At 39.8% G+C, this 19,572-nt stretch carries 21 protein-coding genes and 1 tRNA gene; 16 read left to right on the forward strand and 6 right to left on the reverse strand.

The annotated features are described in order from the left end of the window. Positions 1-18 precede the first annotated feature (18 nt). The 14 genes from galU (at position 19) to HUS61_RS08335 (ending at position 12,304) form a co-directional block, all read left to right on the forward strand. Positions 19-900, forward strand: a complete 882-nt coding sequence (gene galU, locus HUS61_RS08270) for a UTP--glucose-1-phosphate uridylyltransferase GalU (RefSeq protein WP_175082320.1) — start codon at positions 19-21, stop codon at positions 898-900. A gap of 460 nt (positions 901-1,360) precedes the next feature. Beyond that, the gene (locus HUS61_RS08275) at positions 1,361-1,897 is read left to right on the forward strand and encodes an SPOR domain-containing protein (RefSeq protein ID WP_175082321.1); all 537 of its coding nucleotides are present in this window, start codon (positions 1,361-1,363) and stop codon (positions 1,895-1,897) included. 73 nt (positions 1,898-1,970) lie between these two features. Beyond that, positions 1,971-2,576, forward strand: coding sequence for an SPOR domain-containing protein (locus HUS61_RS08280; RefSeq protein WP_175082322.1), 606 nt, complete (start codon positions 1,971-1,973; stop codon positions 2,574-2,576). A gap of 111 nt (positions 2,577-2,687) precedes the next feature. Continuing rightward, positions 2,688-3,287 (forward strand): DUF4402 domain-containing protein, encoded by a 600-nt coding sequence (locus HUS61_RS08285; RefSeq protein ID WP_175082323.1) that lies wholly within the window; start codon positions 2,688-2,690, stop codon positions 3,285-3,287. Between the two features lie 18 nt (positions 3,288-3,305). After that, entirely contained in the window at positions 3,306-3,773 is a 468-nt protein-coding gene (locus tag HUS61_RS08290) for a DUF4402 domain-containing protein (protein ID WP_058586446.1), read from the forward strand. Between the two features lie 8 nt (positions 3,774-3,781). Continuing rightward, on the forward strand, positions 3,782-4,573 hold the full coding sequence (locus HUS61_RS08295) for a molecular chaperone (RefSeq protein ID WP_175082324.1): 792 nt from the start codon (positions 3,782-3,784) through the stop codon (positions 4,571-4,573). Between the two features lie 20 nt (positions 4,574-4,593). Further along, positions 4,594-7,551 carry a hypothetical protein gene (locus tag HUS61_RS08300; protein ID WP_175082325.1) on the forward strand — a complete coding sequence of 986 codons (2,958 nt, stop codon included), beginning with the start codon at positions 4,594-4,596 and terminating at the stop codon, positions 7,549-7,551. Between the two features lie 13 nt (positions 7,552-7,564). Then, complete coding sequence (locus tag HUS61_RS08305; RefSeq protein WP_165385088.1) at positions 7,565-8,167, forward strand: SPOR domain-containing protein; 603 nt, start codon at positions 7,565-7,567, stop codon at positions 8,165-8,167. A 54-nt stretch (positions 8,168-8,221) separates the two neighbouring features. Then, the gene (locus HUS61_RS08310) at positions 8,222-8,815 is read left to right on the forward strand and encodes a FlgO family outer membrane protein (RefSeq protein WP_175082326.1); all 594 of its coding nucleotides are present in this window, start codon (positions 8,222-8,224) and stop codon (positions 8,813-8,815) included. 14 nt (positions 8,816-8,829) lie between these two features. Further along, entirely contained in the window at positions 8,830-9,504 is a 675-nt protein-coding gene (locus HUS61_RS08315; protein WP_175082327.1) for a FlgO family outer membrane protein, read from the forward strand. A 3-nt stretch (positions 9,505-9,507) separates the two neighbouring features. Continuing rightward, complete coding sequence (locus HUS61_RS08320) at positions 9,508-10,173, forward strand: FlgO family outer membrane protein (RefSeq protein WP_062566771.1); 666 nt, start codon at positions 9,508-9,510, stop codon at positions 10,171-10,173. Between the two features lie 173 nt (positions 10,174-10,346). Next, positions 10,347-10,421: transfer RNA gene (locus HUS61_RS08325), tRNA-Arg, on the forward strand. Positions 10,422-10,644: 223 nt separating this feature from the next. After that, complete coding sequence (locus HUS61_RS08330; RefSeq protein WP_220094658.1) at positions 10,645-11,007, forward strand: helix-turn-helix domain-containing protein; 363 nt, start codon at positions 10,645-10,647, stop codon at positions 11,005-11,007. Beyond that, positions 10,991-12,304: a HipA domain-containing protein gene (locus HUS61_RS08335; protein WP_175082328.1), complete on the forward strand. Its 1,314-nt coding sequence runs from the start codon at positions 10,991-10,993 to the stop codon at positions 12,302-12,304. The genes HUS61_RS08330 and HUS61_RS08335 overlap by 17 nt, the downstream gene beginning before the upstream one ends. A 6-nt stretch (positions 12,305-12,310) precedes the next feature. Here the strand turns inward: HUS61_RS08335 and HUS61_RS08340 are convergent, their stop codons facing one another. The 3 genes from HUS61_RS08340 to HUS61_RS08350 all read right to left on the reverse strand — a co-directional run bounded on the left by HUS61_RS08340 (position 12,311) and on the right by HUS61_RS08350 (position 15,951). Beyond that, entirely contained in the window at positions 12,311-13,375 is a 1,065-nt protein-coding gene (locus tag HUS61_RS08340; RefSeq protein WP_175082329.1) for a zinc-binding dehydrogenase, read from the reverse strand. Positions 13,376-13,556: 181 nt separating this feature from the next. Beyond that, complete coding sequence (gene nhaD, locus HUS61_RS08345; protein WP_082422933.1) at positions 13,557-14,990, reverse strand: sodium:proton antiporter NhaD; 1,434 nt, start codon at positions 14,988-14,990, stop codon at positions 13,557-13,559. A gap of 232 nt (positions 14,991-15,222) precedes the next feature. Continuing rightward, on the reverse strand, positions 15,223-15,951 hold the full coding sequence (locus HUS61_RS08350; RefSeq protein ID WP_062566773.1) for a glutathione peroxidase: 729 nt from the start codon (positions 15,949-15,951) through the stop codon (positions 15,223-15,225). A 109-nt stretch (positions 15,952-16,060) separates the two neighbouring features. On the opposite strand from HUS61_RS08350, the gene HUS61_RS08355 reads away from it, so the two are divergent. Beyond that, entirely contained in the window at positions 16,061-16,960 is a 900-nt protein-coding gene (locus tag HUS61_RS08355) for a LysR substrate-binding domain-containing protein (protein WP_175082330.1), read from the forward strand. On the opposite strand, the gene HUS61_RS08360 is transcribed toward HUS61_RS08355, so the two are convergent. Then, positions 16,943-18,133 carry a flagellar assembly protein FlgT gene (locus tag HUS61_RS08360; protein WP_175082331.1) on the reverse strand — a complete coding sequence of 397 codons (1,191 nt, stop codon included), beginning with the start codon at positions 18,131-18,133 and terminating at the stop codon, positions 16,943-16,945. The genes HUS61_RS08355 and HUS61_RS08360 overlap by 18 nt on opposite strands. Positions 18,134-18,243: 110 nt before the next feature. On the opposite strand from HUS61_RS08360, the gene HUS61_RS08365 reads away from it, so the two are divergent. Beyond that, positions 18,244-18,702 (forward strand): LPP20 family lipoprotein, encoded by a 459-nt coding sequence (locus HUS61_RS08365; protein WP_175082332.1) that lies wholly within the window; start codon positions 18,244-18,246, stop codon positions 18,700-18,702. Between the two features lie 113 nt (positions 18,703-18,815). On the opposite strand, the gene flgN is transcribed toward HUS61_RS08365, so the two are convergent. Beyond that, positions 18,816-19,247, reverse strand: coding sequence for a flagellar protein FlgN (flgN, locus tag HUS61_RS08370; RefSeq protein WP_054562224.1), 432 nt, complete (start codon positions 19,245-19,247; stop codon positions 18,816-18,818). Continuing rightward, positions 19,240-19,560, reverse strand: a complete 321-nt coding sequence (flgM, locus tag HUS61_RS08375; RefSeq protein WP_054553314.1) for a flagellar biosynthesis anti-sigma factor FlgM — start codon at positions 19,558-19,560, stop codon at positions 19,240-19,242. The genes flgN and flgM overlap by 8 nt, the downstream gene beginning before the upstream one ends. Positions 19,561-19,572 lie beyond the last annotated feature (12 nt).

Here is a 19,572-nt window from a genome sequence, read left to right on the forward strand (position 1 = left end):
AAATTTAAGGAGAAATCAATGAAAGCAGTGATCCCAGTTGCTGGTCTTGGCACACGTATGTTACCTGCAACAAAAGCAATCCCTAAAGAAATGCTTCCTATTGTTGACCGCCCGTTGATTCAGTACGTTGTGAATGAAGCAATTTCAGCAGGAATTAAAGAAATTGTTTTAGTAACGCATTCAAGTAAAAACTCAATTGAAAACCACTTTGATACCAGTTTTGAGTTAGAAGCAACGCTAGAAAAGCGTGTTAAACGTCAGTTACTCGCAGAAGTACAATCAATCTGCCCGAAAGATGTAACAATTATTCATGTTCGTCAGGGGGAAGCGAAAGGTCTTGGTCATGCGATTAACTGTGCTGCACCTATCATAGGTGATGAACCGTTTGTTGTTATCTTACCGGATGTGATCATCGATGATGTAGCAAGCGACCTTAAAAAAGATAACTTAGCTGAAATGATCCAGCGTTTTGAAACCACCGGCGAGAGCCAAATTATGGTTGAGCCTGTGCCGAAAAACGAAGTAGACAAGTTCGGTGTTGTCGACTTAGGTGATGTAAAAATCAATCAAGGTGAAAGCGCAGCTATTTTAAATATGGTTGAAAAGCCTCCAGTTGATCAAGCACCATCAAATCTTGCTGTTGTGGGTCGCTATGTATTGAGCAAAAATATTTGGCCATTACTTGCAAAAACCCCAGCCGGTGCAGGCGATGAAATCCAATTAACAGATGCCATTGCCATGCTAATGGAAAAAGAGATTGTTGATGCTTACTCAATGAAGGGTAAAAGCCATGATTGCGGTAGCAAAATTGGTTATTTAAAAGCCATAGTTGAGTTTGCACTGCGTCGTGATGAATTCAAAGGTGAGCTTACAGACTTCATAAAGTCGCTGGTTAAATAAGCAATTCAAATTACCTAGTTGAAAATTATGTAAAAAAAGTGTCTATATGGCACTTTTTTGTTATTTACATGTTCCTTCCAATTGTCGATTATTACCCAATAAAGGATTTTTCTGATATACCTAAGTCTTAACGCATTGTTAAGATTAAAGATCAGTGAGATGCTTATTTACCCCTGTAGGATAGTTAAACTCAGCTATACTTATAAAAATACCTATGTAAAGACGGATTTTTATTGCTTTAGGTTGTCTAATATGAAAACTTAAGTATTAGGGTGTCATTAAGTTTTTATTGCAGTTAGTTAAGCACTGTACTGAAAATATTATAATAACAAATAATGTGTTAGAGTTTTCTTATGCAATGTCGTAAATCACTTTTATGGTTTTTGTATAGGTAAGTGCTAACAGATAGACTTCTTTAAAAAGAAGCAAATTTTTAATGGTACGTTTAAGAATCCTACTTATGAAATATTGCTTAAAACCTTTGCGTTACAGTATATACCTGTTGGTGTTATTGACTGTGTCTGGTTGCAGTAATAAGGCATTTCCTGATATCTCTTTTAACAAGCTTCCTGTTTTCAATGTTGTTCAGTACCTTAGTGATATAACGCTAATGCAAAACTCATTTTTGTTGGCGCAAACCCAAAGTGAACCTGTCAGTACAGTGCTAGAACAGGCTGATACTTCTCAAGCAGTATCAAGCGACTCTAAAGACTCTGTTAAACCTGACTATGCATTTGCTTTGCAATTAGCGTCTGTTAATACGGAACAAGGTCTTGCTTATACATTAAAGAAAATGGCTAAACGAGCACCCAGTATTTTTCAAGGAAAGCCGATACTTAATGTTGAAGTCGCTGATGTAAATGAGCATACCTACTATCGACTTAAGTTTGGTGGCTATAAGTATTTGAAAAACGCGAAAGCTGATTGTGAAGCGATTAAACGACAAGGCATTGATTGCTGGGTAAGCAACTACACTGACAACCGAATTTATTTTTAGCGTCAAATATTCACTCTAAAGGTGGCATTTTTATTGCTTAGATTTAAGTCTGTTTTTTAGAATTGACGTCACCATGCATTTTTCTATTTTCTCTAAATATCTACTGATAACCATCAGCTTAACTGCTTTGACAGCATGTATGATGAGCCAAGAGCAAACTCAGCCAGCTTATACTGAGCAGCAAGTACAGCAATTTGCTGCCGAGTGGCAAAATCAACAGCCGAGCATTGAGCGCCTTTCAGCCATGGAAAAAGACCTTGCGTTGTTAATCGAAGTGCTATCAGCTAATAGTGATTTAACTGCGCTGCAATCAGCAGAGCCACAAAATGATGTGATTATTCATCAAAGCGAACAAACGCAAGTACTGAAAGCATCATCAACAGACTCACTTGAGGCGATTATTGCAGCAAACAAAGCGGCTGAAGCGGGTGTGCAATTAGGTTTATATTTAACGCCGAAAAAAGTTAGTTATCAGGTCTTAAAGCTCAAACGTGATTATCCTGCTGTTTTAAATGGCCTTGATTTTCGTTTTAAAACACGAGAGCAAAAAGGTGTAACCTTGTATGGGTTGAGGGCTGGTCCATTTGCAAATTATACTCAGGCTACTGCATTTTGTGAGATAGCCAAAAGAATGGGGCAAACCTGTATGACGGCACCATTTATTGGAGAGATGCTTTAAGCATCTTTCCTCTTAAAAATTAGGTAATTAATCTTAAAGTATTTGTTCTAGAGGTCGATAAAGCTTAAGATACAGAAAAATGGCTTAGCCATTTAATTATAAGGACTTAATATGAAATTACCTCTTTCTTTACTTTCTCTTAGTGTTATTTTCGCCTCATCAACTGCCTTTTCTGCTACTGAAACTTTTCGTGCTGAAGTTACAGTTCAAAACACTGTTGTTTTGACCAAAGATAGTGACCTTAATTTTGGGACTATTCGTGCTGTTGCAGACCCATCTGGAAACGATCGAGCAAGGCTTACAGTTAATGCGACACCAAATGCTAGTCCAATATCAGTAAGTACCAATAATACAGAAAACGCTTTATTTGCTGTTATTGAAGATGGCGAGCCTGCAGCGTTTACTGTGTCTGAAGCTGTTCCAAATGCTATTTTATCGATTACTGAGCCTACTCAGACTCAATTAGAATTTGAAGATGGACAAGATACTGACCGTCCTGACTTTGAAATTGGTAATTGGTTATTCGTTATTACTAGCGGGCCAAACGCAAATGCGAACTACAATTCTGGTACACCTAACTTACAGGTTGCGCAAGACGGTACTGTGTCATTCAATATTGGCGCAAGCTTAGATACATCGGATCGTACTACCACAAAGCCTTATGCTGATGGTGTTTATGCGGGGACTTTTCAAATCGAAGTCGCTTATTAATTATTTTAGGTAATTTTTATGCGCTTTTTGCTTTTAGCCAGTGTGCTATTTTCTGTCTTCTCTTTGCCTCTACAAGCAGCGAGCACAGAGCAACAAGCGCTTGATTTTGGCACTCTTGTTATTTTAGCTAATACAAATACCAGCTCTGTAATTGTCAAAGATGATGGCAGTATCAATACTCAGGGCTCAGTTTATGTACTTGAAAATGGCCACCCTGCAGAATTATTACTTACTGACTTTCCTGCCAGAACCCAACTAACTATGAATCTAGTTGCTCCAGTTGACTTAATACATGATGTAGACGGCAACACGAGTGCTGAGTTTTCTGTGCGCCTTAATGGTTTTCCTAAATATGTGATCACCAATGAGTTTGGTGAGGCAAAAGTATTTATTGGCGGTATTTTAACAACAGATCGTAGCGCTAAAGCATACGCAGATGGTCATTACTCTTCTTCAACTTATTTAGAAATATCAGTCGATTACTAAGGATAGATATGTTCGCAAAACGTCTTTTATGTGGACTCTTTTTTGTTTTATTCAGTCAATACGCAACGGCAAATTTACTTATTTCACCAACTCGAGTTTCATTTGATGAGCGCCAACGTAGCGCAAAAGTCACCGTCATTAATAGCTCTGATGAATATAGAACATATCGCGTGGTATGGAGCGAAAAATTAGCGCTTCCTAGTGGGGGGTATCAAACATTGAGTGAGCCTGTAGCAAGGAGCCTTTCACCAATGACGCGTTTATCCCCAAAGCAAATTCGCTTAGCACCGGGCGAAAGGCAAACGGTTAAAATAGCGATTAGAAAGCCTAAGAATTTGGCTAAAGGGGAGTATCGTTCTCACTTATTGTTTCAAGCATTACCCAATGAAGTGAAAAGCACTAAACCAGGTATTAAAGTGAACATGATAATGAGTTTTAGTATTCCAGTTGTATATCGTGAGCAAGGCGAACAACCGAATGTTAAAATTAGGGACGTTAAGCTGGTTGAAGACTCTATTAATAAAAAACTTAGTCTTGCAGTTAAGTTAACCGAAAGCCAAGGCTTTAGTAGTTATGGGAGGCTCAGTGCGTATGCAACTAATACAGCGGGTAAACAAGAGAAAATCGCTGAAATTGGTAACTTGAGTTTGTACCCTGAAGTCAATGAAACAACAGCTTACCTAGCTCTATTTACCGATAAAAAACTACCGAAGAAAGGGCCTATTGAGATTAAATATGAAGGTGCTGATGAGTATGAAGGTATAGTTTTTGACTCATATTCATTTGCTATTCGACATTAGGGATTAATGCGAAAAAACTTATGAATCGCTTATTTGCGTTAGGGCTTATGCTATTAAGCCCTATTAGCTTTGCTAATTCGACTGTGAGTACAGAGGATGTACTAGCTAGACTCAATGCCATAAAGGCTAAGCTAAATGGCGAGCAGCTTCATGCTCCACAATCAAAGCATACACCTGCTGTCAATCATTCTGCAGACACCCAGCAGCGAATTGCGACTGGGGAGTTTTTGCTATTTTCAATTTATTTAAATGAAAATTACCTCGGTGAGATTTTTGCCCTTAAGTCTGATCAAGACATATTGCTAGGGCTTTCAGGGCTAGTTGATATATTACAATTAGCAATCAATGTCGATTTATCAGCCGAGAGTGCAGAAGGTTGGTTCATCAACATTAATAAAACCTTTCAATTAACAGCTCAAAAAGAGCTGATTACAGATAACAAAAAGTGGCAGCTTACTGAGCAACAAATTAGTGTTGACGATGATATTTATATTGAGGCAGCAGTACTGGCAGAGGCTTTAGAATTTAAGCACCGCTCTGACTACGCAAGCTTAGAGCTACATATTGAAACTGAGTCTGTTTATCCGGTTGTCGCCCAAGCGCAGCGTCACAAAAAACAACTGCAAAGCTATAGTACTCAAAAACAAGCAACCTTACCTTGGAAACCAAGCCCATATCAGGCCTTATCTGTCCCTGTGGCTGACTTACAATTGAATTACACCCAAGATAATGATGGCAGTCAGGCTAGTTACTCATTACTTGGCTCGCAAGATTTTGCATATTTAACGATGGAATACTTTTTATCGGGTCGTGAAAGTGATTTATTGAATAACTCAAGGCTAACTTTCTCCAAGCAAGATGTGAATAATCAATTATTAGGTCCACTTGCTGCAAGTCTTATTGAAGTAGGTGATGTCACAGCTACGCAAGTTGGCAGCCGTTATAACAACCAATACGGTCGCGGGGTTAAAATTTCGAATTATCAACTAGGGCAAGCTATTGATAATAATCGGGTGAATCTAACTGGTGCAGTACAGCCAGGTTGGGATGTTGAATTATATCGTAATGGCATTTTAATTGATCAGCAGCTGAGCTTGACTGATGGTCGCTATGTTTTTGCTGATATTGATTTACTGTTTGGTGAAAACAGCTTTGAGTTGATCTTTTATGGCCCACAAGGACAAGTAGAGCGAAAAACTGAATATTACTACATTGATGGCACGCAGCTTGAGCAAGGGGAAGCTGTTTATGAGTTTTCTGTTTCAGAGCAAGGTGAGCAGTTACTTGGCAGCAGTAACTACAGTGCCAACAAGGGCTGGGTTGCTGCAGGGCGATACCAATATGGTGTGAGTGATAACATTGCCATGTATTCAGGCTTCATGGCGCAAAAACGAGAGCAAGATGAGCTATATCATGTTGCTCTAGGAACGAACCTTAGCTTGTTAGACAGGTTTTTGGTTAATCTGGAATATGAAGAAAACAATCAACAACAAAGAGAATTTGAATTAACAACAAGAACTAAATTGGCTGATCAGTCTTTGCTATTCAGCGCAACGAACCGTACTGATAATCAGAATGGTCGAGATATAACGCTGAAAAGCTATCAGTTTGATATGTCTGGTGAGCTGATGAAAAATGATTTTGGGCGGCTCAATTATCAGAATAACTTTCTGATTCAACACGCACAAAGTGGTGATTTAAAGCAAATTTATAACCGTTTAAATTACAACTATGCAAACGTCTCTATAAATAATTTATTGCAGTGGCAAGACTTAAGTGTTGGGCAAGAAAGTGTTGATGGCACGACGCGTTTACAAACACGCCTAGGTAGAGTGTATAGTCGATTTGGGGTTAATTATCGACTCTCTCCGGTTAGTGAAATAGTGAGTTATGAAGCTGAGTTTAGCAGAAGTTTAGGCCCAAGCTTACAAACAGAACTAACTTTAAGGGATTCTCTAGATTACGATGTTCAGTCTGCCGAATTAGGATTAACGTGGCAAAATGACAGGATTAACTTAAGCAGTAATGTTAATTACGACAGCAATGATCAATGGCAAATTCGCTTAAATAGTCGATTTAGTTTTGGTTTTGATAGTCAATATAATCAGCCATTTATGAGTAATCGAACATTGACCAATACTGGTAGCTTGATGGTTAATGTGTTTTTAGATGAAAATGATAATGGCCTTAAAGACTACAATGAAAAAGGCTTGGCGGGTGTTAAAGTAAAAGGCTTACAAAATTATCGCCAAGCTATTACCGATGAACAAGGTATTGCGATTCTTTCAGCTATGCCAGCTAATCGCACAACAGATATAGTGCTCGATCGTGACAGCTTTTCTGACCCTTTTATGATCCCCGCCCACGATGGTTTCTCCATAACACCACGAGCAGGTTTTGTTGAGTACATGGATTACCCAGTAAATAATGCCAGCGAAATAGAAGGTACTGTTTATCAGCAAACAGAGCAAGGCTCTAATGTTCAACCTTATGCCCAAATTACTTTAGTGGATGAACAAGGTAATGATGTAGCTACTACGCAAGCGGCTTATGATGGCTATTACTTGTTTACTGATATTAAACCCGGTAAGTATAAAGCGGTTGTTGATAAGCAATACCAAGAGCAAAAATCACTGACCAGTGCTCAAACACACAAAATACAATTATCGCCTAAAGGTGATGTGCTGGTGGGGGTTGATATTACTTTGCGACCACTCGAAAAGCGCCAAGGATATATAGCGAGTATTGGCAAGTTTAATTCACTGAAAATTTTAAAAGTGTATTACTCATTGGTGAAACAGCGTTTGTTACAGCAAGGGTTACATAACGCTTTTTATATACACGATAAAGCAAATGCACACTACACGCTTGCGATTGGCTTTGACCCACAGTCTGCAAACGAGCTTGAGCAGCAATGTGTGCAGCTAATATCACAAGCAATTAAATGCCATGTAACAGAACAGCATGTTCAACACTAGCAAGGAGCAAATTATGGTTTTTACTACTTTTCAAAATCTGAAGAAAGTATGGTTAGTCTTACTGGTTACTCCTATCATTGGTTGCCAAAGCATGTCAGAGCCACAAGTGAGTGAAGAAAACTTAGTAAAAATTAGCCAGCAAGAGCTTATAGAGCTGAGGCAGTCGCATCAGCAATTCCAAGCGATGAAGCCAGAGCTTGAGCGCTTGCTGACAATAGAAAGTGAGTTAACCTTACTCACTGAACAACTTACTTTGCTAAATGCGCAGCAAACTGAGCCTGAAAAGACTAAAAAGTCATCCGTAACCGCACCTCAGTTTATAGCTGAGCCTACAGCCAAATTTGCACTACAACTTGCTTCCGTAACAGAATTACCTCGACTAACAGCTCGCCTTGCTGAAATTAAAAAACAAGCGCCGGCGCTATTTAATGGCCAGTTTATTGCTAATGTAGAGTCAGTAACAGTGAATGGCAGCACTTTTCATCGTTTGAAAATTGGTGCATATCAACAAAAGCAGCAAGCAGCTAATGACTGTAAAAAGTTAGCATCAGTCGGGGTGGCATGCTTGGTATCACATTATGTACAGAATCCGCTTGATTTATCTCATCAACAATAATACTTAGGCATAATTATTGCTTTGTACTTACTAAGTTTAGTGAGGATGGCAATTATGCGTCTGTTATTTTATTCCGTTTTTTTAGTGTTGGTGGGTTGTAGCTTAACTGAAGAGCCACAAAAAACGCCCCCTAGAGAAACCCCAAAATCGCCGATGGCACCTTATACGGTGCATCAATACGTTGCTGATTTAAGTAGTCAGCTGAGCCGTATTCAAGGCCCTTACAAAGGCAATGCACGTATTGCTGTAACCAGTTTTTATATGGCTGATGGCTTAGGTACTGATTTAGCTGAAGATCAGGGCAGTGGCTTGAGTCAGCAAATTCAAGAAAGTTTATTAACGCAATTTACTCAGCTTGGTTTTCATACCATTGAGTATCGATTAGAAAATACTTTAAATGTGCAGCAATCGGCCGATAGTGTACTAAGTCGTGATGTAAATACCTTACGTCAACGTCAGAATATTGACTTTGTTATTACCGGCACACTGACGCGGCAACAACATGCCTACATAGTAAATGCCCGATTAGTGAATACCAAAGATCTGCGAATTGTGTCAGCAGCAAGCACTGAGATCCCTATCAATGTAATGTGGGGCGCTGAAAAAGTTCAGCAACGTGATGGCCAGTTGTATCGAAGCGAATATTAAGAGGAACTCATTTAATGAAACGTTTAATTTTAACTTTATGTTTGCCTTTTGGCTTTGGTTGCTCGTCAATGTTAACTGGTGATGTAACACAACACGATAATGATCCTCAGTTAGCTGCGCAAAGAGAAGTCGCCGCGCCACATAGTAACGACAGTGTGTTTCAAACCAATCAGGCGGTGATGAATAACAGCACCTTTACAGCAGCACCAACGCGTAAAAATATTAATCACTATGTGCGTGGCATCATGCAGGATCTTGTTGAAAACTTGCAATATGTTAGCGATAGCACGCCGGTTGCTGTTTCAAGCTTCATATACCTTGATGCAGATTACAACTCAACGAATTTGCTAGGTAATCAAATTGCCGAAAGTTTTATTCATGAACTTCATGCGTTTGGTGTGCCTGTCATTGATTTTAAAACCACAGATTATATGCGTGTTACGCCAAGTGGTGATTATGTTTTCAGTCGTGATTATTTAGAGCTAAGCCAAGATCAAAACTTCAATTATGTATTGGCAGGTACTTTGGTTAATCATCAAAGTGGTGTGCTCGTTAATGCCCGAATTGTTGGTTTAGCAAGCAAAGCAGTTGTAGGGTCAGCGCAAGGTTTTATCCCGCAATCAGTGGTTGATGCCCTTGATAGTACCAACCGCAGTGATGGTATTACACTAAAACAAGCAAGTGAGTAAGCTATGAAAGGTTTTATCTTAGCATCGTTAACGCTCGCACTATCTGGCTGCCAATTGCTGCCAGAGCAATCAGCAGAGCCGCAAAATACAGCTCAAAATGTACCTGCATCAGCAAATACTCAAGTCGATTACGTTGCTATGCTTCAAGCGCTTGAACAAAATGATATGCAGCAGGATAACGCTAACCATCGTTTATTTGTGCCTTATCAACATCATAAAACCGTTGTTAATTATGTCGAGCAAATGGCCCTTGAGTTAGTGGATACCATGCAGCAAGAAAGCGAGTTAGGAATAGCCATAACTAGCTTTGTTGATTTAGATGCGAGCCTAAAAAATAGCTCTCAACTTGGTAATCAACTCTCTGAAACAATGATGCACCAGCTGCAAAAATTTGGCTTTGGCGTTGTTGATTTTAAAGCGATGGATATCATTAGTGTGACCTCACGTGGTGATTTTGTGATGTCGCGAGATGTAGAAGAGTTAGCCGAGCGTCGCATCGCGAGCCATGTACTTACAGGCACGCTTATATACCGTCCAAATGGTGTTGAAGTGAATGCTCGAGTAATTAACTTAAACTCAAAGCTGGTTATTGCCAGCGCACAAAAAGTGATCCCTTATTTTGTGCTAAAAAATGAGTCAATCAAATCAGCAACGGCTAGCGTTAACTAACCTCATTATTTTGCCAATCGACTTACTAACAAGTCGATTGGTTTATTCTCTTGATTACCAAAGCCTTAGACCGTTATAATTTTCTGTAAGCTGTAAGCTGTAAGCTGTAAGCTGTAAGCTGTAAGCTGTAAGCTGTAAGCTGTAAGCTGTAAGCTTTAACTCAGCTTTTGAGTGGCCTCTTAGTTAAATGGATATAACGGCCCCCTCCTAAGGGGCAGTTACGGGTTCGATTCCTGTAGGGGCTACCAAATCTCACTTTTTGAATATCACCCCCTAATAATTTCAACCAAAATATAATCACTATTGACAAAGTAATAGTGAAAATTATTAAAGTCTATTTTAATAGACTTTAATAAAGGTATTGTAATTTTTTGCATATAAAGTCTACTTACTTAGACTTTATTTGGTTTTTTAAGTAATTAAATTGTAAAAGTCTTTTTTGCTAGACTTTATTTGGTTTTATGGTGTAGGTTGAAATTAAAGTCTGATAGGTTAGACTTTAATAGAAGCATTGTTCAAATCGAGATTGTGATGGCAAAGAAAGTTAAAGCGAGTAAATCCCCAGATTTAAGTAGGGCGTTCACACCTTCTTTACTTGGTGACGTTATTAAAGCGAAAAGAACACAAAGCAATATCACGCAAACTGACGCTGCATTACTTTCGGGTATATCAAAACAGACATACATAAATATTGAACAAGGTAGTGCTGATGTAAAAGTGGCCTCGTTAATGAAAGTTGTCTCGGCATTAGGCGTAAAGATATCAATTGAGCCATGGCAAAGTGGTAGCACAGCTAACTCACCTTTGGAGGATGAGAATGACGTCTGGGTTTGATAGATATACACTCGACATAATTTATAGCCAAAAGCTGGTTGGTAAATTACATCTTTCTAGAGAAAGCGATAATTTATCATTGAGTTATCAACAAGAGTGGGTGGATGAAGGCTTTCCAATATCTCCTCATTTACCTTTTGGGCACGATATACCTTCTGTCAATATCAGACGTTTTTTACAAAACTTACTACCCGAAAATAAGGGCCTAGATTATTTAATAGATTACTTAGGGGTATCACGGACGAATGTATTTGCTCAGATCGGTGGAATTGGTAAAGATACCTCTGGGGCTATGATGTTTTTACCTGAAGGTGCTTTAAACGATAAAGTAAAAAGTAACTTTATCGCTATTAGTGATGCTGAACTGATCAAAAGGTTATCTGATCCTCAACTATGGCATTTGGAAGTCTGGGACGGCAAACCAAGATTGTCAGTAGCAGGTGTTCAATCAAAATTAAATGTATTGTCAGTTGATAGCAAGTTAGGTTTTGGTGAAGGAGACCTTTGCTCTACCCATATTATTAAGTTTGAAAAGAATAATCAGCAGCATCTTGTTATAAATGAATTTGTAACAATGAAACTTGCAAAACTAGCTGGGTTAAGTGTTGCAGAGGTTGAACTTAAATATTTTGATCACCACCCTGCGTTACTTGTAGAAAGGTTTGATAGAAAATTGTTTAGCCCTGAAAGTGTAAAGCGCAGGCATATGATTGATGCATGCCAAGCTTGTAATCTAGGAGTTGATAAAAAGTACGAAAGAAATTTAGGTAAGCAGCGAGATGTTCGTCACATTCGCGATGGTGCAAGCTTTGAAAAATTGTTTGCGCTATCTGAACTCTGCGAAAACCCAATAGCAGCAAAAATTGAAATTTTAAAGTGGGCGTTATTTAATCTTTGTATCTACAACTCAGATGCACATGGCAAAAACTTTAGCTTTTTTGTGCAAAAATCAGGTCTAACCCCAGCGCCATTCTATGATTTAGTAAACGTTAAAATGTATCCAGAGTTTGAACAGGATCTAGCTATGAGTATAGGAGATGAGTTTAACCCTGATGCAATTAATGCCTATCAGTTAGTTGACTTTGCAGATGAAAATGGAATTTCAAAAAAGTTATTACAAAGCCATCTAACTAAAATAGCGACAAGTATTAAAAATAATTTACAACAGGCAATATCGCTTGTTGATAGCCCTTCAGAATCACAAGTGTCATATTTAAAGCATTACTTTGATATAGTTAATGCTCGTTGTGATCATTTTCTTGAGCAGGCAAATGTAATTCCTGCTATCGAGCTATAAACTAAATTAACCCGTTACTTTTTCAAGCTCGCCTGTGCGCCATGGTTCAATGATGATTTTGATATGGTCGTTTGGTTTAAATAAGGTATCAAACGCACCTTGTACGCCGTCTATGCCGACTTTACCTGTGCGCATTTTTTGCCATGCAATTTTGCCTGACGCGATGTTCTCAAGTGATTGTGCAAACTCTTCTGGCTGGTAGTAATAAGAGAAAATAAGGTCTAACTCTTTCACTGTAGCATAGGCAAAGTTAACGTTTAGTGGCGCGGTATGTACACCCGTTACAACGATTTTTGCTTTTGCTGGTGCACGTAAAATGTAGTCGTTCAATAAGCGGCTTACACCGGCACATTCAAAAATAACGACCTTGTTGTTACTCGCAAGTGCTGCGGCTGTAGCAACTTCATCATCCGCCATAGGGTTAACATATTCTGTAGCGCCAAATTCAAGGGCAATTTGTTTTTTGCTCTCTTGTGGATCAGAGGCAATGATGTGTTTTACGCCTTGAAGCTTTAACGCGGCAATCGCGGCAAGGCCAATTGGGCCACAGCCAACCACAATGGCAACATCATCATTATTCATTTGTGCGCGGTTCACTGCGTGCAGGCCAACAGCAAGTGGTTCTGTAATGGCTGCCGCTTCTGATGGAACAGTATCAGGAATAGGTAATAGCAAGGCTTCATCAACAATAAAGTATTCAGAATAGGCACCATATAGCCCTGGGGTTACACCTACGCCAGCGCCGCCGGCAGAAAGTAAAATTGGCACTGAGGTTACACGGGTGCCTTTAGCTAATTCGCCTTTAGTATTTGGACCGTAGCTAACAACTTCTGCCGCATACTCATGGCCTAATAATACTTCTTGGTCATCGCCTGCATCTTTAGCCATGATGCCAAGGTTTTTATAGATATCGAATACATCGCTGGTGTGGCGGGTAATATGAATATCAGAACCGCAAATACCGCAAGCAAGGCTTTTTACCAGTACTTGGCCGGGTCCAGGAGTTGGAATATCAATTTGTTTTACATGCAGCTTGCCATTTTGCATGGCAACAGAATTCATTTGGCTCATATGTGTGTCCTCAATTCACCTTATTTGTGAATTATTAGACTAAAGTAAAGCGCCTGCCTTAATCTTGACTTTTTACGACAAAAACACAGCTTATTACGACATGGCTGTTTATAAACTGCTCATTGTGGAATCTTTAAAGTAAAAACCCTTAAAGTGATAAGGGTTTTTACTTTATTAAGTCTTAGCCGAAGTAGGCTGTATTGAGGTATAAGTGAGTTAAAACACCAGCAAAGTAACCTAGTAAAATGACCGGCGACCATTTTAAGTGGCTATTAAAGGTGTATATCCCTCGCGCTTGACCCATTAGTGCAACTCCTGCCGCAGAGCCAATTGATAACAGGCTGCCACCAATTCCTGCTGTTAGCGTAATAAGCAGCCATTGACCGTGCGACATATCAGGCATCATTTGTAATACTGCAAACATCACTGGAATGTTATCGACTACCGCTGACATTAAACCAAGAATAATGTTCGCACCGGTAGCAGACCAGTTGTTATAAAGTAAGTCAGAAAGCAGAGCTAAGTAGCCGATAAACCCTAAGCCGCCAACACAAATAACGATGCCATAGAAGAACAAGAGCGTGTCCCACTCGGCTCTCGATACACGGCTAAATACATCAAAAGGAACAACATTACCTAAGCGAGATAAGCGTTCTTTATCACCTTCGCGCTCTGCCATGGCGCGCTTTCTGGCAAGAGAGCCGGGGAGTGTCACGCGTAAGAAGTAACCAAAAAACTGTAAATAGCCAAGACCCATCATCATGCCCACAACCGGCGGTAAACCAAAGGCGGTTTTTAGCACCACCGCGGTGAGTATTGTCAGTAAGAATAAACACAATATGCGAAGCGCACCGCGTTTAAGTTCAATATCTTCATCGGCCGTATCCGGGTGACGGTTATTGATAAATAAAGACATAACAAATGCAGGGATAATATAGCTGACTAAAGCTGGTAGAAATAAAACAAAGAACTCGGTAAAGGCAACAACATCGGCTTGCCAAACCATCAGTGTCGTGATGTCACCAAATGGGCTGAATGCGCCACCGGCATTTGCGGCTATTACAATATTGACGCACGACATAGCAATGAAGCGGTTATCATTTGCTGCTACCTTCATTACCACTGCACATAAAAGTAGGGCGGTAGTTAAGTTATCGGCTACAGGTGAAATACAAAATGCTAGTACACCGCTTATCCAAAATAATTGTTTGTAGCTAAAGCCCCTCGCAACCAGCCAGCTTCTTAGGCCATCAAATAAACGACGCTCTTCTAGGGCGTTGATGTAGGTCATCGCAACGAGCAAAAATAGCATTAACTCCGAAAATTCTAACAAGGCATGACGAAATGCGTCGGTGCTAAGATCAGATAAGTTTTGTGCACTGTACTGCCAAGCAATAAGGGTCCAAATAATCCCGGCTGCAACCAATACGGGTTTTGATTTGCGTAAGTGAATTTTTTCTTCGAGTATGACGAGCACATAAGCAAAGATAAATATAACAAGGCAGATAATGCCAACAGGGTGGGTGAGTAAATCGATAGTACCAGTTGACGCAGCATGAGCTTGGCCACCGAAACATAGCAAGGAAAGGAGCAATCCTTGTGTTAGTTTTTTCATTGTATATTCCAATTAAATCATCTTAATTTCGTTACGGTTTAAGTAAATGTAGCTGCAGACATTTTAGATTCATTCTTTGCTTTATGTAACAAATTGGTAACTAAGATGTTGGTATTTTGAATATAAATACGGGTGATGGCGAGAGCAGACCAGTTGTGTAATTTATAATTTAATCAATGTGTTGTGGTTTTAAAATAATAAAGGGCTGCAATTAGCAGCCCCAACTTGAAAGTTATGCAAAGTGTTTTTCTAAATCGTCAGAGCCACCAATGTGCTCACCGCCTATGAATACTTGCGGCACTGTCTCACGACCAGAAATCGCTTTTAAACTAGTTAGTGAAGCGTGTTGACCTAATACGATTTCTTCGTACACATAACCTTTCGCCTCTAGTAACGCTTTAGCTTTTGTACAGAACGGGCAATTAGGCTTGGTGATAATGCTCACTGATTCTGGTTTTACCTGTGCTGGGTTAATGTACTCAAGCATGGTATCTGCATCAGATACTTCAAACGGGTCGCCAGGCTTTTGTGGCTCGATAAACATTTTTTCGATAACGCCGTCTTTTACCAGCATAGAATAACGCCAACTGCGCTTACCAAAACCTAAGTCGTTTTTATCGACTAGCATACCCATGCCGTCGGTAAATTCGCCGTTGCCGTCTGGCAATAAAGTGATATTTTGCGCTTCTTGGTTTTGTGCCCATGCATTCATTACGAAGGTATCGTTTACAGAAATACATACAATGTCATCAACACCGTTTTGTTTAAATACAGCCGCAAGCTCGTTATAACGTGGCAAGTGAGTTGATGAACATGTTGGTGTAAATGCACCTGGTAATGCAAATAGCACAACTGTTTTACCTTTAAAAATTTCGTCAGTGGTCATTGATTTCCACTGCTCGTCTACACGTGTTGCGAATGTAACGTTTGGTACTTTTTGGCCTTCGATATTGTTTAACATTGTTTTGATTCCTCTTGATTTGTTGAGTGCCATTATGCGATTAAATTTTCGATAGCTCCAATCGTTTGTTTGTATTAGTATGATAGGTAAAAGCTATTGGTGGTGTGATATGAATTTAAAAGACTTTGAATACGTAAAAGCGGTTGCGCAATACAAGCACTTCAGAAAAGCAGCTGATGCTTGCTATGTCAGCCAACCGACATTAAGCGGGCAAGTTAAAAAGCTTGAACAAGAGCTGGGGGTTGTTATTTTTGACCGTTCAACAAAGCAGGTCACGTTGACTGTGCAAGGTGAACAACTTCTTAAACAGATCACACTGATCCTAGATCAAACCCAAGTGCTTAAAGAAATAGCCGCCAGCTCACATGACCCACTAAAGGGTAAAATCAATGTCGGTATTATTCCTACCATTGCACCTTATTTACTGCCAACACTTTTAACTTCTATGAAGCAGGCCTTTAGTGAAACCCAGTTTTCATTTATAGAAATGCAAACAGCGCAAACGCTGGTGGCCCTTGATAATGGTGAGATTGATATTGCAATTGTTGCTGATGTGGCTGATTTAGCGCCTTATCATGTGTCACCGCTTTATAAAGAAGACTTCTTAGTTGCGGTTTCTGAGCAACACGCTTTAGCACAACATACTGAAGTTGCCTTAGCTCAATTACATGAATGTGACTTATTAATGTTAAACGAAGGGCATTGCTTTAAAGAGCAAGCAGAGCAATTTTGTTTTTCAGCTGGGGTTGAAGTCTCGAACCAATATAAAGGTAACAGTATTGAAACCTTACTCGCCTTGGTAGCAATGGATGATGGGGTAACCTTTGTTCCTAAGCTTGCATGTACACCACGTGAAGGAGTGAAGTACTTAGCTATAACACCTAATCAGCAACGCCAAGTTGTCATTGCAACTCGTAAGCACTACCCACATATAGCTGGTGTTGAGCAATTAGCTAGTTGGCTAAATGCTCATCAAGGCCTACAAGCTCATTTACTCGCTAGCAGCTAATTCAACAATATCGTTAATTTGAATGTTAGGTAGTGGTTGCTTATCTATACTCATGGCAACCGCTGATTGCTGATAAAGCTGAGTCACTTTTACCTGGTTAAGTGTGGTGATTTTGTGCGGAAGCTTATTACCCTGTGCATCCGTTAGGTAATTATGATGGGCTATATTTAAAATTTGCCCTTGCTCAAGCCCATGCGCCTTACCCAAGTTGATGATTAGTCTGTCGTTTTCGATATGCAGTATTTTACCTTGCGTGGGTAAGCAGGCCATGGCTGCTTGTAAGTCATAGGTTAGGGTTTGGTTTATATCGCTAATAGCTTGGCCATAGTCAGTTGCCCAAAATCGGTCGCTATATACATCGATGATCTCAGTCTTTTTATACGGCCAAATACCTTCTGTTTGGTAGCTTTTTTGCCAGAGCTTTTCGTAAGTGGTGCCATCAAATAAGACGTAATCTACTTTGTATGCACGCTTGAAACTATCATCTTGCCAAAATGCATAATCGTTGTTGATCTTATGGTTAACCGATAAATCACGAATACGGCTCAGTAATACATATTGCGAGTTACTGCGGCTAGTGACCTCTTCAAGTAGTGCATTACTGTAATCGTATTGCTGAGTGAAAAAATGATCTACTCGCAACGGCATATTGTAATAGGCTGTCGGTTTAGCTGCCATTTGCGTATTACTTAAGCTGGCATATAAGTGTTCACTAATGGCTTTGTTTACGTCAAAAATTTGGCCCATACGCGCTTGCTCGCGATTGGCGAGTTGGCTTTGTGTCACGGCAATAAATTTGGTGTATTGGTTTGCAGGGCATTCTTCTGCTTGGGCAAAAATATCGAGGCGAAGCGTGATGGCATAGGTGTCGTTGTGGCGGTCTTCGCTGATCAATTCTATTTTCTGGATTTCACCATGGCTGCTTATTTTCAGCTGATCTTGCGTCAAAACCCCGTCAACTAAGGTCTGTACAGAGGTTACTCGAGCGCCAGAAAACACTAAAGCCTGAGTTATGGCGTCTTTAATGGCGGCAGATTTGGCTTGGCTCGTATCGCCATTTTTTACAACTGCATGGCCTGTAGATTCAAACCACTGAGCTAAGCTATTGTTAGAAAACAAAATTGTAAAGGCTAAGCCAAGGCCTTTTAAGCTGGCTATTGTTTTATTTTTCATGCTGACACCTAGCATTAAAACCAATGAATAACCTAAATGAGCAAGGACTGTACCACAGTGGCATTAAACGTGCATATTTGTAGCCAAAGAGTTTTAAGCGGAAGCAAATTATGCGAGCACTTCTATTCGGTGGGCTGGTTGCCTGCGCAGCATTAACCGGCTGCAGTAGTATTTTTGATAAACATGTAGAATACACTTACATTGAGCCAGATAGCTACCCAGTGCTAAAAGCCGTGGGTTATGCGCCAATTAGTGCTCAACCAAGTAGCAATGAATCGCAGCGTACTCTACTTGCGATTAAAGCCTCAAAGCTTGAAGCTTACCGCGAGCTTGCTGAGCAAGTTTACGGGCAAAGAATTTCCGCAGGCACTACAGTGCAAAACAGCATTGCTCATAATGATCAATTACAAAGCCAAGTACAAGGTGTGATCAAAGGTGCACAGGTTATTAAAACCTATGCGGTAGGGGATACCTACGCAACTGAATTACAGCTTGATATGAAGCGAGTGCACGATTTATACATCGGCGAAGTAAAACCGCGCCAAGTGAAAAAAGTAACATATTATTAGGTGCAACTTAGTCTAGTTGTAACCTATTGGCTTGCCGCATAAGTCCAGCAAATTCTGCAAGCATTAAAAAAGCGCGATAACTTAGTTATCGCGCTTTTTTAATGAAATAGTATTTATGCTTTCAAGTTGTGAACGATTTTCTTATCGCCTTGAATCACGCTGCCGCCTTGGTCGTAGGTCATCGATGATGGTGCACCGATTAAAATATCTTTAAGTTGCTTAACACTCAACTGTGCTTGATGGGCCGCGTGAGCGTTTACATCATTTTTCTTCTTGCAGCTTGCTAGGAGAGTATTTACTTGCTTAATGAGTGCACTTACTTCGTCATCTTGCGATTCGTTGTGCGCAACAAGCTTTTGAACTTCTTTATCAATGGTTTGAATTTGTTGGAGCAAAGAGATTTTTTGTTGGGCAATACTCTTTAATCCGTCACCACGCTTTGCAGCAATGGCTGTCAACTCATCATCTAACAGCGCAGCAATAGACTCCAAGCAAGAAACTTGTTGTGTTAATTTGCTAGCTATTAAATGATTATGATCAGCCATAGACATCAAACTCGAATGCAGCGATGTTCTTTGCTAGCTTTTCAGCATCAATTTGGTATTTACCTTCACTGATTGCCTTTTTCAGCTCAGCCACTTTATTGCTATCAAAGCCAGATGATTGCTCTGCTTTTTCTTGCAAAGATTTTAGCTGTTTAGCTTGAGGAGTTAAGCTAACAGAATCTGCACTTGCTTTTGGTGCGGCCGATTTTGCAGCGGCTGCATTAGCATTATCTTTTTGTAAATCAAGCTTTTTTTGCTTGGTATTTGTCAACACAGAAGGCTGTTGTTGACCATTATTGACATTGCTTACCATAATTTTGACCTA

Source organism: Pseudoalteromonas sp. 0802 (assembly GCF_013350085.1).
Classification (GTDB): domain Bacteria; phylum Pseudomonadota; class Gammaproteobacteria; order Enterobacterales; family Alteromonadaceae; genus Pseudoalteromonas.

Excerpts from the sequence above, each read along its gene's own strand:
- galU (WP_175082320.1), top strand. The coding sequence starts at position 19 with ATGAAAGCAGTGATCCCAGTTGCTGGTCTTGGCACACGTATGTTACCT.
- HUS61_RS08320 (WP_062566771.1), top strand. The coding sequence starts at position 9,508 with ATGAAAGGTTTTATCTTAGCATCGTTAACGCTCGCACTATCTGGCTGC.
- HUS61_RS08315 (WP_175082327.1), top strand. The coding sequence starts at position 8,830 with ATGAAACGTTTAATTTTAACTTTATGTTTGCCTTTTGGCTTTGGTTGC.
- flgM (WP_054553314.1), bottom strand. The coding sequence starts at position 19,560 with ATGGTAAGCAATGTCAATAATGGTCAACAACAGCCTTCTGTGTTGACA.
- HUS61_RS08360 (WP_175082331.1), bottom strand. The coding sequence starts at position 18,133 with ATGAAAAATAAAACAATAGCCAGCTTAAAAGGCCTTGGCTTAGCCTTT.
- HUS61_RS08295 (WP_175082324.1), top strand. The coding sequence starts at position 3,782 with ATGTTCGCAAAACGTCTTTTATGTGGACTCTTTTTTGTTTTATTCAGT.
- HUS61_RS08335 (WP_175082328.1), top strand. The coding sequence starts at position 10,991 with ATGACGTCTGGGTTTGATAGATATACACTCGACATAATTTATAGCCAA.
- HUS61_RS08310 (WP_175082326.1), top strand. The coding sequence starts at position 8,222 with ATGCGTCTGTTATTTTATTCCGTTTTTTTAGTGTTGGTGGGTTGTAGC.
- HUS61_RS08290 (WP_058586446.1), top strand. The coding sequence starts at position 3,306 with ATGCGCTTTTTGCTTTTAGCCAGTGTGCTATTTTCTGTCTTCTCTTTG.
- HUS61_RS08275 (WP_175082321.1), top strand. The coding sequence starts at position 1,361 with ATGAAATATTGCTTAAAACCTTTGCGTTACAGTATATACCTGTTGGTG.
- flgN (WP_054562224.1), bottom strand. The coding sequence starts at position 19,247 with ATGGCTGATCATAATCATTTAATAGCTAGCAAATTAACACAACAAGTT.
- HUS61_RS08300 (WP_175082325.1), top strand. The coding sequence starts at position 4,594 with ATGAATCGCTTATTTGCGTTAGGGCTTATGCTATTAAGCCCTATTAGC.
- HUS61_RS08350 (WP_062566773.1), bottom strand. The coding sequence starts at position 15,951 with ATGTTAAACAATATCGAAGGCCAAAAAGTACCAAACGTTACATTCGCA.
- HUS61_RS08280 (WP_175082322.1), top strand. The coding sequence starts at position 1,971 with ATGCATTTTTCTATTTTCTCTAAATATCTACTGATAACCATCAGCTTA.
- HUS61_RS08355 (WP_175082330.1), top strand. The coding sequence starts at position 16,061 with ATGAATTTAAAAGACTTTGAATACGTAAAAGCGGTTGCGCAATACAAG.
- HUS61_RS08340 (WP_175082329.1), bottom strand. The coding sequence starts at position 13,375 with ATGAGCCAAATGAATTCTGTTGCCATGCAAAATGGCAAGCTGCATGTA.
- HUS61_RS08285 (WP_175082323.1), top strand. The coding sequence starts at position 2,688 with ATGAAATTACCTCTTTCTTTACTTTCTCTTAGTGTTATTTTCGCCTCA.
- HUS61_RS08305 (WP_165385088.1), top strand. The coding sequence starts at position 7,565 with ATGGTTTTTACTACTTTTCAAAATCTGAAGAAAGTATGGTTAGTCTTA.
- nhaD (WP_082422933.1), bottom strand. The coding sequence starts at position 14,990 with ATGAAAAAACTAACACAAGGATTGCTCCTTTCCTTGCTATGTTTCGGT.
- HUS61_RS08365 (WP_175082332.1), top strand. The coding sequence starts at position 18,244 with ATGCGAGCACTTCTATTCGGTGGGCTGGTTGCCTGCGCAGCATTAACC.